The sequence below is a fragment of the Streptomyces sp. NPDC093065 genome (assembly GCF_044754585.1).
GTDB lineage: Bacteria > Actinomycetota > Actinomycetes > Streptomycetales > Streptomycetaceae > Streptomyces.
Genome location: NZ_JBIVPJ010000006.1, coordinates 199887 through 214606 on the forward strand (window position 1 = coordinate 199887; position 14720 = coordinate 214606).

Annotated in this window: 14 protein-coding genes; 3 read left to right on the plus strand and 11 right to left on the minus strand. The window is 73.8% G+C overall.

Annotated features, from left to right (window positions below; genetic code table 11):
• Nucleotide 1 precedes the first annotated feature (1 nt).
• From ACIQFU_RS13405 to ACIQFU_RS13430, 6 genes are all read right to left on the minus strand, one after another.
• On the minus strand, nucleotides 2-775 hold the full coding sequence (locus ACIQFU_RS13405) for a GvpL/GvpF family gas vesicle protein (RefSeq protein ID WP_402551165.1): 774 nt from the start codon (nucleotides 773-775) through the stop codon (nucleotides 2-4).
• Nucleotides 772-1209, minus strand: coding sequence for a gas vesicle structural protein GvpA (locus ACIQFU_RS13410; protein ID WP_402551167.1), 438 nt, complete (start codon nucleotides 1207-1209; stop codon nucleotides 772-774). Before ACIQFU_RS13410 ends, ACIQFU_RS13405 begins: the two co-directional genes overlap by 4 nt.
• A gap of 69 nt (nucleotides 1210-1278) precedes the next feature.
• The gene (locus ACIQFU_RS13415) at nucleotides 1279-1644 is read right to left on the minus strand and encodes a gas vesicle protein (protein ID WP_402551168.1); all 366 of its coding nucleotides are present in this window, start codon (nucleotides 1642-1644) and stop codon (nucleotides 1279-1281) included.
• 65 nt (nucleotides 1645-1709) lie between these two features.
• Nucleotides 1710-2615, minus strand: coding sequence for a non-homologous end-joining DNA ligase (ligD, locus tag ACIQFU_RS13420; protein WP_402551169.1), 906 nt, complete (start codon nucleotides 2613-2615; stop codon nucleotides 1710-1712).
• An 86-nt stretch (nucleotides 2616-2701) separates the two neighbouring features.
• Nucleotides 2702-4549 (minus strand): transketolase, encoded by a 1848-nt coding sequence (locus ACIQFU_RS13425; protein WP_402551171.1) that lies wholly within the window; start codon nucleotides 4547-4549, stop codon nucleotides 2702-2704.
• On the minus strand, nucleotides 4546-6447 hold the full coding sequence (locus tag ACIQFU_RS13430; RefSeq protein WP_402551173.1) for an FAD-dependent oxidoreductase: 1902 nt from the start codon (nucleotides 6445-6447) through the stop codon (nucleotides 4546-4548). The genes ACIQFU_RS13425 and ACIQFU_RS13430 overlap by 4 nt, the downstream gene beginning before the upstream one ends.
• Before the next feature lie 182 nt (nucleotides 6448-6629).
• Between ACIQFU_RS13430 and ACIQFU_RS13435 the strand changes: the two genes are divergently transcribed.
• The gene (locus tag ACIQFU_RS13435) at nucleotides 6630-7592 is read left to right on the plus strand and encodes an LLM class F420-dependent oxidoreductase (RefSeq protein WP_402551175.1); all 963 of its coding nucleotides are present in this window, start codon (nucleotides 6630-6632) and stop codon (nucleotides 7590-7592) included.
• Nucleotides 7593-7686: 94 nt separating this feature from the next.
• Here ACIQFU_RS13435 and ACIQFU_RS13440 read toward each other — a convergent pair whose 3' ends face one another.
• Nucleotides 7687-8217, minus strand: a complete 531-nt coding sequence (locus ACIQFU_RS13440; protein WP_402551177.1) for a phage holin family protein — start codon at nucleotides 8215-8217, stop codon at nucleotides 7687-7689.
• Between the two features lie 80 nt (nucleotides 8218-8297).
• Here ACIQFU_RS13440 and ACIQFU_RS13445 point away from each other — a divergent pair, with 80 nt between their 5' ends.
• On the plus strand, nucleotides 8298-8648 hold the full coding sequence (locus tag ACIQFU_RS13445) for a VOC family protein (RefSeq protein WP_402551178.1): 351 nt from the start codon (nucleotides 8298-8300) through the stop codon (nucleotides 8646-8648).
• A 32-nt stretch (nucleotides 8649-8680) separates the two neighbouring features.
• Here the strand turns inward: ACIQFU_RS13445 and ACIQFU_RS13450 are convergent, their stop codons facing one another.
• On the minus strand, nucleotides 8681-10687 hold the full coding sequence (locus ACIQFU_RS13450) for a DUF5107 domain-containing protein (RefSeq protein WP_402551180.1): 2007 nt from the start codon (nucleotides 10685-10687) through the stop codon (nucleotides 8681-8683).
• A gap of 167 nt (nucleotides 10688-10854) precedes the next feature.
• Between ACIQFU_RS13450 and ACIQFU_RS13455 the strand changes: the two genes are divergently transcribed.
• Nucleotides 10855-11202: a DUF6204 family protein gene (locus ACIQFU_RS13455; protein ID WP_402551394.1), complete on the plus strand. Its 348-nt coding sequence runs from the start codon at nucleotides 10855-10857 to the stop codon at nucleotides 11200-11202.
• Here the strand turns inward: ACIQFU_RS13455 and ACIQFU_RS13460 are convergent.
• Genes ACIQFU_RS13460 through ACIQFU_RS13470 form a run of 3 tightly spaced genes read right to left on the minus strand, consistent with a single transcriptional unit; the run spans nucleotide 11174 to nucleotide 14655 of the window.
• Entirely contained in the window at nucleotides 11174-11752 is a 579-nt protein-coding gene (locus ACIQFU_RS13460) for a GNAT family N-acetyltransferase (protein ID WP_402551181.1), read from the minus strand. The two genes, ACIQFU_RS13455 and ACIQFU_RS13460, sit on opposite strands and share 29 nt — an antisense overlap.
• A gap of 9 nt (nucleotides 11753-11761) precedes the next feature.
• The gene (locus ACIQFU_RS13465; RefSeq protein WP_402551182.1) at nucleotides 11762-12703 is read right to left on the minus strand and encodes an LD-carboxypeptidase; all 942 of its coding nucleotides are present in this window, start codon (nucleotides 12701-12703) and stop codon (nucleotides 11762-11764) included.
• Entirely contained in the window at nucleotides 12700-14655 is a 1956-nt protein-coding gene (locus tag ACIQFU_RS13470) for a prolyl oligopeptidase family serine peptidase (protein ID WP_402551183.1), read from the minus strand. Before ACIQFU_RS13470 ends, ACIQFU_RS13465 begins: the two co-directional genes overlap by 4 nt.
• Nucleotides 14656-14720 lie beyond the last annotated feature (65 nt).

A 14720-nucleotide genomic window follows, 5' to 3' on the forward strand; every position in this document is an offset into this window, starting at 1 on the left:
GTCACCCCGCTCCGGCGTCCGCCCCGCCGGCCGCGGTGCCCGCGGGCTCGGCGGGGCCGGGCTCGACGAAGCTGTACGGCGGCAGCGGACCGTTCACGCGGACCTCCAGGTGCGGCATCCGCTCGCGGGCCCGCTCGACGGCGGCCAGGAACTCGTCGGCCGCCTCCCGCTTCACCAGGAACGAGACGTTGGCCAGCCAGCCGGTGGACTCGGGACCCACGCTCACGGCGTCGGCGGCCGGCTCCAGGGCACGCTCCAGCGTGGTGGCGTCCTCGGCCTCCTTGCCCTTGACCGCGGCCGCGACCATCTCGCCGAGCCGGATCTTCGTCTCGTACGTTCCGCCGCCCGCCTGCCTGTTGGACTCCGCGAGGGCGCGGATCTCGGGGTTCTCGGCCATCACGTGGTGCAGCACGGCCTCTTCGACGTGGCTGGCCTTGACGTTGTACTCGACCCGGCCGTCCAGCGCCCCCAGGCGTTCCGCGTAGTGCTCGGCACGCTCGGCGAGCACCCCCGTGACCGCCTTGTCGTCCGGGGCGACGCTGCCGAAGCGCATGGGCAGCACGCAGCCGTCCGCCCCGATCTCGCTCAGCACGTTCTGGTGGGCGAGCAGTTCCCTGCGCTTGGGGCGCAGTCCCTCGGGCGCGTCGCTGACGACGGCCGCCAGGTCGCCCTCCTTGAGGATCCGCACCTCGCGCGGCGGGTCACCGACTCCGCCCGTGCCCTCGGGGAGCGAGGGATGCGTGGCGGCGGTGATGCCGTAGACGTACGTACTCACTCCTGCTCCTCCTTCCGGCGCGCGGGCGCGGACTTGCGGGCCCGCGGTCGCGACGAGGTCTCGCGCTCGGAGCCGCCCTCGTCACGGGCCTGCTTGAACGCGTCGGAGATGGTCTCGGCGGCGCCGGACAGCGCCCCCTTGGACTTGCCGCGGGCGCCGGACTCGGTCATCTCGCCGACCAGGTCGGGCAGCCCCGGGTCCTTGCGCGGCCCGGCCTCCAGGTCGAGCCGGTTGCATGCCTCGGCGAAGCGCAGATACGTGTCCACGCTCGCGACGACGACACGGACGTCGATCTTCAGGATCTCGATGCCGACCAGGGAGACACGCACGAAGGCGTCGATGACGAGGCCCCTGTCCAGAACAAGCTCAAGCACGTCGTAGAGGCCGCTGCTGCCGCCTCCGCCGCCGGTCTGTTGTGCCGGTACGACAGTCATGCCTGCTGTTCCTCCATCTTGTCGGTGGTGTGGTGTGTTCGCGGGTACGGGCGGGCGCCGTGCGCCTCTCTAGCGGCTGCCGCGGGCGTCTGCCCGGCCGCGCTCGTAGCGCCGTACGCGCCGGTAGCCCGTCAGCTGTCCCTCGGCGTCCAGTTCCACCTGGTAGCTCGCCATCAGGCTCATGGTGTCGGGCACCCGCTCCAGTTCCAGGACCTCGACCTCCAGTGCCCATCCCTCGTCCGTCTGCTCGAAGGACGACACGGACTCGGCCTGCATGCCGGTGAGCTCGGCGAGCTGGGTGCGCGCCTCGCGCAGAACCTCCATCGGCTTGGGACGGCGCGGCTCCTGTGACGACTGCGACTTCTGAGATGTATGTGGCTTTCGTGAACTCTGTTGCGAGTCTTGCGAGTCGGATGTGTTTTTCGTGTTCGACATGGCCACCTCCCCCTCCGTGTGGCCGCATGTGTGTTCGCCAAACCTCTCCGGGTTGCGCGGCCCGCTCAGCCGTGCAGGGCGTTCAGCCGGCGCCGGGCGGGGGCCAGGGCCCGGGTGCGGTGCGTGAGCCCGGCCCAGGGCCGCGTGCGGGCCTGTTCGACGGCATCGGCGATCGTCCAGCGGCGGGCGTGCAGCGCGGGGTCGTCCAGCTGGTCCCAGGAGATGGGCGAGGCCACGGGCGCGCCGGGGCGGGGGCGCACGGTGAAGGGGGCGACCGCGGTCTGGGCGTAGGCGTTGCGCTGGATGTCGAGGTAGAGACGGTCACCGCGGTCCTTCTTGCGGGCGGCGGTGGTGAGCCGGTCGGGGTGGGCCGCGGCCAGGACGTCGGCGACGGCCCGTGCGAAGTCGCGTACGTCGTCGAAGTCCTGGCGGCCGTCCAGCGGGACCACGACTTGCAGGCCCCGGGAGCCGGTGGTCATGAGCGCCGAGGACAGTCTCAGCTCGTCCAGCAGTTCCCCCAGCAGCCGGGCCGCCGCCCGGACCGCCTCGAAGTCGTCGCCGGCCGGGTCGAGGTCGAAGACCATCCGGTCCGGCCGGTTCACGTGCCCGGTCCGGGACAGCCAGCGGTGCAGGGTGAGGGCGGCCTGGTCGGCGAGGTAGACGAGGGTGGCGGAGTCGTCGCAGACGGTGTGGCAGACCGTGCCGCCCTCCTTGCCCACCTCGACGCGGCCGATCCACTCCGGGTAGTGCTCCGGGGTGTTCTTCTGCATGAACCGGGGCCCGTCGATCCCGTCCGGGTGCCGCTCCAGCATCAGGGGGCGGCCCCGCAGGTGGGGCAGCATGAACGGGGCGACGGCACGGTGGTAGTCGACGAGGTCGCCCTTGGTGTACTCCCCGGCGCCGCCGTCACCGGCCGGGAACAGCACCTTGTCCGGCCGGTGGACCTCCACCGTGTGCCGTCCGGCCCGCACGGCCCGGGAGCCGCCGTCGCCGGCCCGGCGGCTCCCGCTCCCGCTTGCGCTTGCGCTTGCGCTTGCGCTTGCGCTTGCGCTTGCGCTCACGAAACGATCGCCTGCTCCACGAGCATCCGTGCGGCCGCCTCGATGGACTCGGCGTCGATCCCGGCGGCGCGCAGTTCCTCCGCCGGGGTCGCGGATCCCGGCATCGTCGTGACCGCGAGCCGCACCAGCCGGGGCACGGGCCGTCCGTCCGAGAACGCGTCCAGGACGGCGTCGCCGATGCCGCCCTCCCGGCGGTGGTCCTCCACGGTCACCAGGCAGCCGGTCTCCTCGGCGGCCGCGCGCAGGGCGGCCCGGTCCACGGGCTTGACCGAGTACAGGTCGATCACCCGGACCGGGATGCCGTCCGCCGCGAGGGCGTCGGCGGCGGCGAGCGCCTCGTGCAGGGTGACGCCGGCCGCGACGACGGTGAGCCGGTCGGCGTCGGAGGAACGCAGCACCTTGCTGCCGCCGACGGGGAACTCCTCGTCGGGACCGTAGATCACCTTGCTCTCGCCCCGCGAGGTGCGCAGGTAGCGGATGCCCTCCAGGCCGGCCATCTCGGCGACGAGGCGCGCGGCCTGGTTGGCGTCGCACGGGTACAGGACGGTCGAGCCGTGGATGGCCCGCATCATCGCGAGGTCCTCAAGGCCCATCTGGCTGGGCCCGTCCTGGCCGATGGCGACGCCCGCGTGGGAGCCGACGAGGTTGATGCCGGAGCCGCTGATCGAGGCCATGCGCACGAAGTCGTGGGCGCGGGTCAGGAACGCGGCGAACGTGGTGGCGAACGGCACCCAGCCGCGTGCCGCCATGCCCACCGCGGCAGCGACCATCTGCTGCTCGGCGATGTAGCACTCGAAGTAGCGCTCGGGGTGTTCCTTGGCGAAGAACTCGGCCCGCGTGGAGTCGCCGACCTCGCCGTCGAGGGCGACGACGTCGCCGCGCGCGGTGCCGAGCGCGGCGAGCGCCTCGCCGAACGCGTTACGGGTGGCGACCTCGTCGTCCTGGTCGTAGCGGGGCAGCTCGGTCTGCCCGGTGCCCGTCGGGCGCAGCGCCCGGGCGTCCTCGGGCGCGTGCACCCGCAGCCTGATGTCGCGGGGGCCGCCGAGTTCGGCCACGGCCTCCTCGGCCTCCGGCAGCGGCTTGCCGTGCTGTCCCTCGCGGTCCTCCACGGCCTCGACGCCCTTGCCCTTCAGGGTGCGGGCGATGATCGCGGTGGGCTGGCCCTTGGTGGACAGGGCCTCGCCGTAGGCGCGGTCGATCGCGTCGACGTCGTGGCCGTCGACCTCGATCGTGTGCCACTCGAAGGCGCGGAACCGGCGTGCGTACGCGTCGAGGTCGTGGCCGTGCCGGGTCTGGCCGCGCTGGCCGAGCCGGTTGACGTCGACGATCACGGTGAGGTTGTCGAGGTGCTCGTACCCGGCGTGCTCGGCGGCCTCCCAGATCGATCCCTCGGCCAGCTCGCTGTCGCCGCACAGCACCCACACGCGGTAGTCGGCGTGGTCGAGCCGTTTGCCGGACAGCGCGATGCCGACGCCCACGGGCAGGCCCTGGCCGAGCGAACCGGTGGCCGTCTCGACCCACGGCAGCCGCTGCGGCGTGGGGTGCCCCTCCAGGCGGCTGCCCAGCTTGCGGAAGGTGAGCAGTTCCTCGTCGTCGATGGCGCCGGCCGCCTTGAAGGCGGAGTAGAGCAGGGGCGAGGCGTGTCCCTTGGAGAGCACGAAGCGGTCGTTGCCGGGGTGGGCGGGGCGCTCGAAGTCGTAGCGGAGGTGGTTGGCCAGCAGTACGGCCACCAGGTCCGCGGCGGACATCGACGACGTCGGGTGCCCGGAGCCCGCGGCGGCGGACGCCCGTACGCTGTCGACGCGCAACTGCTGTCCGAGGTCGACGAGTTCACCGGTGTTCATGAGTCTCCTTCCGCGGCACGGCCGTCGGTGCGTTTGACGGGGCCGGGGGCGATGTCGGGTCCGGGGGGCGGCTGGTTCGCCGGGGGTTCGGGACCGGGGTCGGTGGGCGGGCCCGCGGAGCGGCCGGGTCCGGACGCTGCCGTGGGCCGTTTGCCGGCGGAGCCCGCGCCGCCCGCGCGGGAGGCCTTGCCCGGCTTGCCGGAGCCTGCCCGGCCGCCGGGACGCGGTCCGGCGGCCTCGACGGCGCGGCGGGGCTTGCCGGACGCGCGGGGCGAGCCGGACTGCCCCCTCTTGGCGCGGTCGCCGCCGGGCTGGTTCCTGGCCGGTTCACCGCCGGGCTGGTTCTTGGCGGGCTCGCCGCCGGGCTGGTTCCTGGCCGGTTCACCGCCGGGGCGCGTCGTCGCGGGCTCGCCGCCCGGCTTGTCGCCGGCCTGTTCGGTGCCCTGGTTGTTCGGGTCGTCCTTGTCGTCCTTGTCGTCCTTGTCGTCCTTGTCGCTCTTGTTGCTCTTGTTGCTCTTGCCGTCCGTGGCGGTCTTGTCGTCCCTGGTCTTCTCGCCGGCCCCGCTCCCGGTGTCCGTCCCGGTCCGCTCCGGACGCCCCGGTACCCGCGCGACCTCGGGCGAGGACGACTCCAGCGGTACGGACCAGGACCGTACGAGGCCGAGCTGTACGGCCTGGCGGGGCAGCACCGCGTCGAGCAGCCAGTCGGCGGCGACCCTCACGCGGTTGCCCGGCATCGCGGCGAGGTGGTAGCCGCGGGTGACCGCGCCCGCCGCCGGGCCGGACATCGACACGCCGAGCGGGTTGGCGGCGGCCTTGGCGCCGCCGAGGTCCACGACGAACCCCATGTCACGGTGGCGGTAGGCCCGGCGCTGCCCCCTGCCGAGCGACGCGGCGACGTTCTGTGCGCAGACCTTGCCGTGTCGCCAGGCGTGCTGGGCGGTCATCGGCGTGTACTGGCCCGGCTGGTTCAGGTCGGGCACCGCGGCCACGTCACCGCAGGCGAACAGCTCGGGCCGGCCGGGCACCTGGAGGTGGGGGTCGACCAGCAGCCTGCCGCGTTCCATGGGCAGCCCCAGGGACTCCACCAGCGGGTCGGGCCGCACGCCCACGCACCACACCAGGGTGCGGGTGTCGACACTCGACCCGTCGGTCAGCACCACCCCGTCGTGCGTGGCCTCCTTCACGGAGGTCCCCATCCGCACGTCGACGCCCCGTTGCCGCAGGACCCGCTCGGCGGTGCGGGAGAGCCGTTCGTCCATCTCGGGCATGACCCTGGGCGCCACGTCCAGCAGCATCCAGCGGGGCCGCATGCCGGTGCGCATCGGGTGCTTGCGGACCTGGGCGTCGGTGTACATCGCGCCGTGCGCGGCGACCTCGGTGCCGGTGTATCCCGCGCCGACCACGACGAACGTGCACCGCGCCGCGCACTCCGCCCGGTCGTCGGAGGCCGCGGCCAGTTCCACCTGCCGGGTCACGTGGTCGCGCAGGTAGAGCGCCTCCGGCAGCCCGCGGAAGCCGTGCGCGTGCTCGGCGACGCCGGGGATGGGCAGCAGCTTGTTGACGCTGCCCGCGGCGAGCACCAGCCGGTCGTAGGGCAGGGTGCCCTCCTCGCCCTCCGGGCCGGTGTAGTGCACGGTGTGCCCGTCCAGGTCGATGCCGTCGGCCTCGCCGAGCACCAGCCGTACGTGCGGCAGGGTGCCGGACAGGGACACGCTGACCCGGCGCGGTTCCAGGATTCCGGCGGCGACCTGGGGCAGCAGGGGCAGGTAGAGGAAGTAGTCGGTCGGGTTGAGCAGGGTGATGTCGGCCTGGTGCCGGGTGAGCCGGGACAGGGTGCGGGCCGTCCGGTACCCGGCGAAGCCGGCACCGACGATCACGATGCGGGGTCGGCTCACGGTTCGCCTCCGGGCTGTCGCGTACCTCGTGAGCCTTCCGCGTCCCCTCGGCCGGGGCGCCCAAACGTCCACGGGAAAGCCGCGGCCCGTGGGCCCGAAGCCGCCGCGCCGCCGGTTTCCGGTCCGGCGCCCGGGTACCCGGCTCCGGACCCACCCGCTCCCTTGTCCGGAGGCACCCCCTCATGCCCGAGTACGGCTATTTCCTCTCGTGCGAGCAGTACGGTCCCGCGGAGCTCATCGAGCAGGCGCGGATGGCCGAGCAGGCCGGGTTCCAGGCGCTGTGGATCTCCGACCACTACCACCCCTGGAACGGCGAACAGGGCCAGAGCCCGTTCGTGTGGTTGGTGATCGGCGCCCTGTCCGACGCGGTGTCGCTGCCGGTTCAGACGGCGGTTACCTGCCCGACGGTGCGCATCCACCCGGCGGTGGTGGCCCAGGCCGCCGCGACCAGCGCGGTGATGACGGACGGCCGCTTTCGGCTGGGCGTCGGCACCGGCGAGGCGCTGAACGAGCACATCTTCGGCGACGCCTGGCCCGCCGCGCACATACGTCTGGAGATGCTCGAGGAGGCCGTCCTGATCATCCGCCGGCTGCTCTCCGGCGAGGAAGTCAACCACCACGGCGCCCACTACACGGTGGAGAACGCCCGTCTGTACACGGTGCCGGACGAGCCGGTCCCCATCGACATCTCGGGTTTCGGTCCGTCGGCGACGAAGCTGGCGGCACGGGTCGGCGACGGGTACATCACGATGATGCCGGACGCCTCGATGGTGGAGCAGTACCGCAAGGGCGGGGGCGGCGGAAAGCTGGTCAGCGGGGGCACCAAGGTCTGCTACGACACCGACGGGGACGCGGCCGTACGCACGGTGCACCGGCTGTGGGCCAACGAGCAGCTGCCCGGCGAGCTGGGCCAGGTGCTGCCCTCGCCCAAGCACTTCGACCAGGCGCAGACCCTGGTCACCGAGGACATGGTCCGCGACAACCGGGTGTGCGGCGACGACGTGGACGAGCACGTCGCGGAGCTGAAGCAGTTCGCCGACGCCGGCTTCGACCGCGTCTACGTCAACCAGATCGGCCCGGACCTGCGCGGCTTCTTCGACCTCTACCGCACCAAGGTGCTTCCCCAGCTCCAGCAGAGCGCCTGACGCGCGTCATGGCCGGGGCACCTCACCGGCGCGGACAGGGGTACGCCCCGCACGAATGCCTTTCCGTGCGGGGCGTACCCCTGTCCGCGGCCGGTCAGCCGCGCTCGCGCCTTGCCTCGGGGTCGATGTCGTCCTGGCGCGGGGCCGCCGGCCCGGTGCCGCCCGGTGCGGGTGTGCCCGCGCCCGGGGCGCCGGTCGCCGCGCCCGCACCGCCGGGGGCGACGGGCGGCATCGGCGGGTAGGGCATGCCGAGTCCGCTCGGGGGCGCGCCGGGCGCGCCCCCGCCGACGACGTGTTCGGGAGCGGCGCCGTGGGCGGAGCCCGGTCCGGAGGCGTGCGGCCGGGCCGCACCGCGCAGCAGATACGCCGCGACGCCCAGGAGGGCGGCCGTGATCAGCGCGGCGGCCCAGCCGGGCAGTACGACGGCGAGCGCCAGGCCCACGGCGAGCGCGACGGCGGCGCCCGCGTACAGGGCGGCGGTGCCGGACGCGGCGTACAGCGTGGCCTTGCGGCGCTGCCTGCGGGTCTGTTCGCGCAGTTCGTCGCGCACGGTCTCGCGTGCCACCTGCGCCAGCTCGTCGACCAGTTGCCTGTCCAGGTGTTCCAAGTGATCCATGCGTTCCATGTGTTGCGGGTACCCGCGGGCCCGGCTTCCATGGCCGGACGGGGGGTGATCGGCCGGTGCACGCAACTAGGCTCCTCCGTATGGACATTCTGGGAGCCACACTGCGCATCTACGTCGACGACCTGGACAAGGCGATCCCCTTCTACGAGGGCCTGGCCGGCGGCGAGGCCCTCCGCTTCGAACGCGGTGGCGTCGAAGTCGCCGCCGTCGGCTGCTTCCTGCTGATGAGCGGGCCCGAGTCCCAAATCGAGGTGTTGCGCAAGGTGACCGCGACGATCGCAGTGACGGACGTCGAGGAGACCCGGCGCGTGCTCGGTTCACTGGGCGCGGACATCATCGCCGGCCCGGTCGCGACGCCCGTCGGCCGCAACCTGATCGCCCGGCACCCGGACGGGGCGATCTACGAGTACGTGGACCGGCGGCAGCAGTAGACCGGCGGGCTCCGGTCGGGGTGGGCCGGGGCTCACCCCGCGTCCGGCCGCATCCGGAAGTCGTGGCGGGCCGGGAGGGGTGCGTCGTCCAGCCGCGCCCACAGCAGGCCGATGCTCTCGGCGCCCTCCCTCAGGTCGGCGACCTCGAACCCCTCGTCGAAGACGGCCCGCGCCTCCTCGCGCCGGCCCTCGGCGGCCAACAGCTCCGCCTCGATCAGGCGGAAACGGCCCCGGGCCCGCGTCGCCGGATCCAGCCGCTCCCATACGGCCCGGGCGTCCGCGGTGCGCCCGACCGCGAGCAGCGCCCCGATCGCCTCCCGGCCGAGCGCGGCGGCGACGGCCGACCACCCTCCGGTCCCGTCCGCCCCGTCGGTCCGGCGTGCGCACAGGTCGTCGAAGGCCTCCGCGTAGCGGTCGGCGGCACGCTCGTGGTGGCCGTCCTCCTGATCGGCGACGGCGAGGCAGCGCAGCAGCGGCCAGCGGCCGGCGCCGGACTCGGCGTTCTGGGCGGTCCTGGCGTTCGCGGGATTCCCGAGGCTCTGCAGGCCGCGCTCCCAGCTGCGTACCGCCTGGGCGCGGTCGTCGCCGTGCCACTGGGCGACGCCGAGGTGGTACTCGGCGAGGGGGGTGGCGGCCGTGGTCTCCAGCATGTCCCGCCAGGGCCGGGCGACCAGCGTCCCGCCGGGCGGCTCGTGGTGCTCGGGCCCGGGCAGCGAACCGGCGCGCAGCAGGTGCAGCCAGGGCTCCTGTTCCGCGCCGAGGGTGTCCTCGCCGAAGGGGGTGCCGGGCAGTTTCCAGCCGGCCCGCAGTACTTCCAGCGCTCCCCAGCCGGAGCCGGTGGCCAGTCGCTCGCCGGGCTCGGTGTCGGCGTGCGGCAGCCAGGCGTCGTACGCGGCGTCGACTCCGGCCCGGGGCAGGGCGGCCTCCAGCCGGGCCTCGGCTCCGCGCAGCACGGTGTGCCAGTCTCCGTCGGGCGAGGCGTCGAGCGGACCGTACGCCTCCAGCCAGGACACCTCGCTCTCCGCCTCCAGCTTGACGTGTTCGAGCTGGGTGCGCACGAGCCCCGCCTGGATCTCGCAGTAGCCGCCGCTGCCGGGCTCGGTGAGCCATTCCTGCCAGCGCCGTCCGCCGGGCCCGGTGCCCCACACGAACAGCTTGCGGCCGCGCAGCACGTCGGTCGAGGTCTGCACCAGCCCGTGTCCGTGCTCGTCGAGTGCGGCGATCCAGCGGCGCCGGCCGTCCGGCACCTCGTAGAAGTAGTCGGCGGCGTAGGTGCTGTTCGGCGGGTACGTCCGGTCGACGCCGTCGTACTCCGGGACGGGCACGCGGCGCAGCCGGCGCTCGTAACCGAAGTGCCAGGCCTCGTCGGCGGGGGCCAGGACGCGGCGGTCCTCGGGGACGGCGATGTTGGACCACCAGTAGGTGGGCGCCGGGCGTTCGTGCGGGTTGCGGATGCGGGCGCCGACGTAGAGGAAGTCCGAGCCGTCCGGCAGCCACAGGTCGACCTGGAAGGGCAGGTCGCGCAGCCGCTCCCACTCCCAGAGGCGCAGCATCTCGCCGCCGTCGGGGGCGGGGACGCGGGCGGCGTGCACGGGTGAGCAGGACAGGGTGGTGTGGCCGGTGGCGCCGATGTTCCATTCGATGCCGCCGGAGAACCAGGCGCCGTTGAGGGCGAAGTTGGCGGGCTGGAGGACGGGGTTGACGTAGAGGAGTTCGCGGTCGGTCGGCTTGTGGCGGAGGGAGGCGATGCGGCCGCCGAGGGCCGGCAGGACGGTGGCCCGCAGCCGGTCGTTCTCGATGACGAGCGCGTCCAGCCCGCTCGGTTCACGTCCGCGTCCGTAGCCGTCCCGGACCTGCACGGGCAGCAGGCTGCGCAGGGGCGCGTAGTCGACCTGGCGGGCCATGTCACGCGGCAGGTCCGCCCGGTCCCGGTCGTCGATGCGGTGCGCCTCGTCCAGGGGGCGCAGCGGCGGCAGGGGGTTGTCCGGACCCAGCGGCGCGGCGGGCAGGGTCAGTACCTCACGTCGGATCGTCGTCACGGTTCCCCATGGAAGCCGTTCGTCGGCGCGGTGAACAGGGGCTCCGTCGGCCGGGCCGGGGCGACGTGGCTCACGTTTAATCCGCTGGGGCGCGGTGCGGGCGTGGGCTTAGGGTCGGGCGGTCGGCGTACGCATGCGAAGGAGAGCGGCACGTGAGTGAGCAGCCCGTGGCTGAGCAGCACACCTACCGGGTGATCGTCCGGGGGACCTGGGACGGTCTGACCGAGGACGGCCGTGCCCGGCTGCTGGCCGAGGCGGACGAACACGGGCTGGCGAGCATGCGGTTCACCGAGGAGGGATCGCTGTCGTACGAGCCCGCTCCCCTGAAGCACTTCTCGATGCGTTACGTGGTGGTGTCGGACGCGGCGGACGGCGAGGAGATGGCGGGCGCGATCGCGGAGGACCGGGCGGAGGGAACGCTGCGCGCTCTCGGCCACGGGTTCCGCGATCTGCGGTCCACGGTGACGGACCTGGACACGATGAAGATCAACCGGAAGTCACGGACTCGGCGGTGATCGCCCAGCGCTGGTGGTCGCGCCAGGCGCCGTCGATGTAGAGCATCCTCGGCGAGAAGCCCTCCAGGTGGAAGCCGCAGGCGCGGGCCAGCGCGATCGAGGCGGCGTTGCCCGGCTGGACGTTGATTTCCAGCCGGTGCAGCCGCATCGGTCCGAACGCGTACCGCACCACGAGGTCCAGCCCTTCGCGCATCAGCCCGCGGCCCGCCGCGTGCGCGAAGACGCCGTAGCCGAGGGCGCCGCTGAGGAAGCCGCCCTCGACGATGTTGTTGATGTTCACGAACCCGGCGATGGAGCCGTCGGCCGCGCCCCCGGCGGCCGCGTCCGGGTCCTTCTCGCACACCAGGAACCCGGCCTTGGTGCGGTCCTCGATCAGCCGGCCCGCGTAGGCCTCGTACGCCTGGGCGCTGTCCGGCGGGAAGAGCCAGGGGTGGTGCAGGTCCTTGCTCTCCCGGGCCCGGGCGGTGAACTCGGCACCGTCCGCGTGGGTGAAGTACCTGATGCCCACGCGCGGGCCCTCGGCGAGGTGACGGGACGAGGTGTGCGGCATGGGATCAGCCTACGACGGCCGGCGCAGCGCGGGCCGGTCGAGGGTCAAGGTGCCCGTGTCCGCGTCGAGTTCCGCCGGTACGCCGAACGGGACGGTCAGCGCGCTTTCGCGGTGCCCGAACCCGAAGTTCTCGACGACCGGCACGCCGAGGCCGCCGAGCCGGTCGGCCAGCAGGGGCCGCAGCCGCTCGTAGGGGCCGCACTGCTCCCAGGAACCGAGCAGCACGCCGGCGACCCCGTCGAGCCAGCCGGCGCGCAGCAACTGGGTGAGGTAGCGGTCGACGCGGTACGTCTCCTCCCCCACGTCCTCCAGGCACAGCAGCCCGCCGCGCGCGGAGGGCCGGGCGTGCGGGGTGCCCAGCTCGGCGGCGAGCAGGGCGAGGCAGCCGCCGAGGGTGACGCCGCGGGCCCGGCCGGGCACCAGCGGCGTACCGCCGGAGGCGATCACGCGGACCGTCTCGGGGGCGAACAGGGTGGCCCTCAGGTGTTCCTGCGCCCGGGTGTTCTTGACGAAGTCGATCCCGGCCGCCATCGGGCCGTGCAGGGTGGCCAGGCCCAGCCGGACCGCGAACGCCTCGTGCAGCACGGTGATGTCGCTGAAGCCGACGAACACCTTCGGCCCGGCCGCGCGCATCGCCTCCCAGTCGAGCAGGTCGGCCATGCGTTGTGCGCCGTAGCCGCCGCGGGCGCACAGCACCGCGTCCACGGACGGGTCGCACCAGGCGGCCTGGAGGTCGGCGGCCCGGTCGGCGTCGGTGCCCGCGAGGTAGTCGAAGGTGCCGTGCCGGTCCAGCACGTGGGGTGCCACGACCGGGTCGAGGTCCCAGCCTCTGAGCACGTCCAGGCCGGCCTGGAGCCGCTCCTCGGGCACCGGCCCGCTGGGGGCGACGACGGCCACCCGGGCGCCGGGGGCCAGCCGGGCCGGCCGGACCAGCTCTCCCACCTGGCTCATCGGGTCAGCTCCAGGGCCGGCACGCCGGGCGGGGTCAGCCCGAAGACCTGGGCGTAGAGGGAGAGTTCGGCCTCCAGGGCGCGCACCATGGTCTCCGCCCGGCGGAATCCGTGCCCTTCGCCCTCGAAGGTGAGATAGGCGTGCGGCACTTGGCGGCCCGCCATGCGTTCGAGGAACCGCTCGCACTGCACGGGCGGGCAGATCACGTCGTCGAGTCCCTGGAGCAGCAGGAACGGGGCGGTGACGCTCTCCGCGTGCTCGGCGGGCGACCGCTCCCGGTAGCGGTCGGGAACCTCGGCGTACGGACCGATCAGGCTCTCCAGGTACTGCGACTCGAAGTCGTGGGTCTCCCCGGTGCCCCAGCCGGTGAGGTCGAGGATCGGGTAGATGATCGTGCCGCAGGCGTAGACGTCGGTGGTGGCCAGCGACGCCGCGGACGTCCAGCCGCCCGCGCTGCCGCCGCGCACGGCGAGCCGCCGCGGGTCCGCGGTGCCCTCCTCGGCGAGGGTGACGGCCACCGCCGCGCAGTCCTCGACGTCGACGACGCCCCACTGCTCGCGCAGCCGGTTGCGGTACTCCCGGCCGTGCCCGCTGGAGCCCCCGTAGTTGACCTCGGCGACGCCGATGCCGCGGGAGGTGAAGTAGGTGATCTCCAGGTCGAGGACGAGCGGGGAGCGGCTGGTGGGGCCGCCGTGCGCCCAGATGACGTACGGCGGCAGCTCGCCGTCCGGGGCGCGGCAGCCGGGGTTGTGCGGCGGGTGGATGTGGGCGTGGACCTCGCGTCCGTCCGGACCCCGGAAGGTGCGGATCCGCGGTTTCGGGTAGTAGGCCGGGTCGGTGGCGTCCTCGTGCGGGGCGCCGATCACGCGGGCGCGGCCGGTGCGGGCGTCCAGCTCGACGACCTCGTAGCCGCTGTACGGGCTCGCGCCGACGCCGACGACTCTCTCTCCGTGCGCCGCGAGCGCGGGCGCGAACTCGGTCCACGGTCCGGCCGCGTCGACGACCTCGCCGGTCTCGGGGTCGAGTATGCCGAGGACGGCGGCGCCCCGGCCGTGCAGGACCGCGATCAGGCCGCTGTCCAGGGGGGCGAACCAGCGCTGTCCGAGCCTCCACAGCGGCCCGCCGAACTCCTCCTCGCGGGCGCACAGGGGCTGCCCGTCGCGGTACAGGTTCCACCAGCCGGTGCGGTCGGAGGCGTACAGCAGGGTGCCGTCCGGGGCCCAGTCGACCTGGGCGATCGACTCCTCGGGCCCGCCCGCCACGGTCCGGGCGTCCCGGAAGGTGCCCTCGGGGCCGACCTCGGCGACGACGAGTTCGGTGCCGTCCCAGGGCATGCGCGGGTGGTCCCAGGCGAGCCAGGCGGCGCGGTGCCCGTCGGGCGAGAGGCGGGGTCCGGTGACGAAGCGGTGCCGCTCGGGGGTGAGTTCGCGCACGGCGCCCCGGTCGTCGGCCGCGGAGCCGTCCAGCGGCACCGCCACCGGCACGCGGCGCAGGTCGGTGGGGCCCTCGCCGGTGAACTCCTCGAGGACGCACCACACTTCGCCGCGCTCGGGGCGCGGGTCCGGTTCGACCCAGCGCAGGCCGCCGCCCACCGTGGACAGCGGGGTCAGCGGACGCGGTTCGCCGCCGCCCGGCGTGAAGGCGTACAGCCGCTGGTCGGCGAAGTCGGCGAAGACGACGAGCGGGCCGGTGTCGGTCGCGACCGCGGCCCACGGCCGGCCGCCGTACTCGATGACGCGGCTGCGCACGTTCCACGGCGCGGGCAGCACCGGCTCCTCGGTGCCGTCGGCGTGGCGCCGCACCAGGGTGCGGCGCCCGCCCTCGGTGGGCCGGGGCGCGGTCCACCACACCTCGTCACCGACGAAGCCGACGTCGTCGGGCCGTCCGTCGTGCGCGGCGGCGAGGGCCGCGTCGACGGGCGAGGGCCACGATCCGTACGAAAGAGTCGGCACTGACTCCTCCACTCCCACTTCTCCTCCAGCTCCATGCTTGTCCGGGCGGTTCCCGGTTCCGGGGC

Bases quoted from the DNA above. Each gene is read 5' to 3' on its own strand.
- ACIQFU_RS13460 (WP_402551181.1), bottom strand. From the start codon at position 11,752: ATGCCGCACACCTCGTCCCGTCACCTCGCCGAGGGCCCGCGCGTGGGC.
- ACIQFU_RS13465 (WP_402551182.1), bottom strand. From the start codon at position 12,703: ATGAGCCAGGTGGGAGAGCTGGTCCGGCCGGCCCGGCTGGCCCCCGGC.
- ACIQFU_RS13425 (WP_402551171.1), bottom strand. From the start codon at position 4,549: ATGAACACCGGTGAACTCGTCGACCTCGGACAGCAGTTGCGCGTCGAC.
- ACIQFU_RS13445 (WP_402551178.1), top strand. From the start codon at position 8,298: ATGGACATTCTGGGAGCCACACTGCGCATCTACGTCGACGACCTGGAC.
- ACIQFU_RS13440 (WP_402551177.1), bottom strand. From the start codon at position 8,217: ATGGAACGCATGGATCACTTGGAACACCTGGACAGGCAACTGGTCGAC.
- ACIQFU_RS13415 (WP_402551168.1), bottom strand. From the start codon at position 1,644: ATGTCGAACACGAAAAACACATCCGACTCGCAAGACTCGCAACAGAGT.
- ACIQFU_RS13435 (WP_402551175.1), top strand. From the start codon at position 6,630: ATGCCCGAGTACGGCTATTTCCTCTCGTGCGAGCAGTACGGTCCCGCG.
- ACIQFU_RS13410 (WP_402551167.1), bottom strand. From the start codon at position 1,209: ATGACTGTCGTACCGGCACAACAGACCGGCGGCGGAGGCGGCAGCAGC.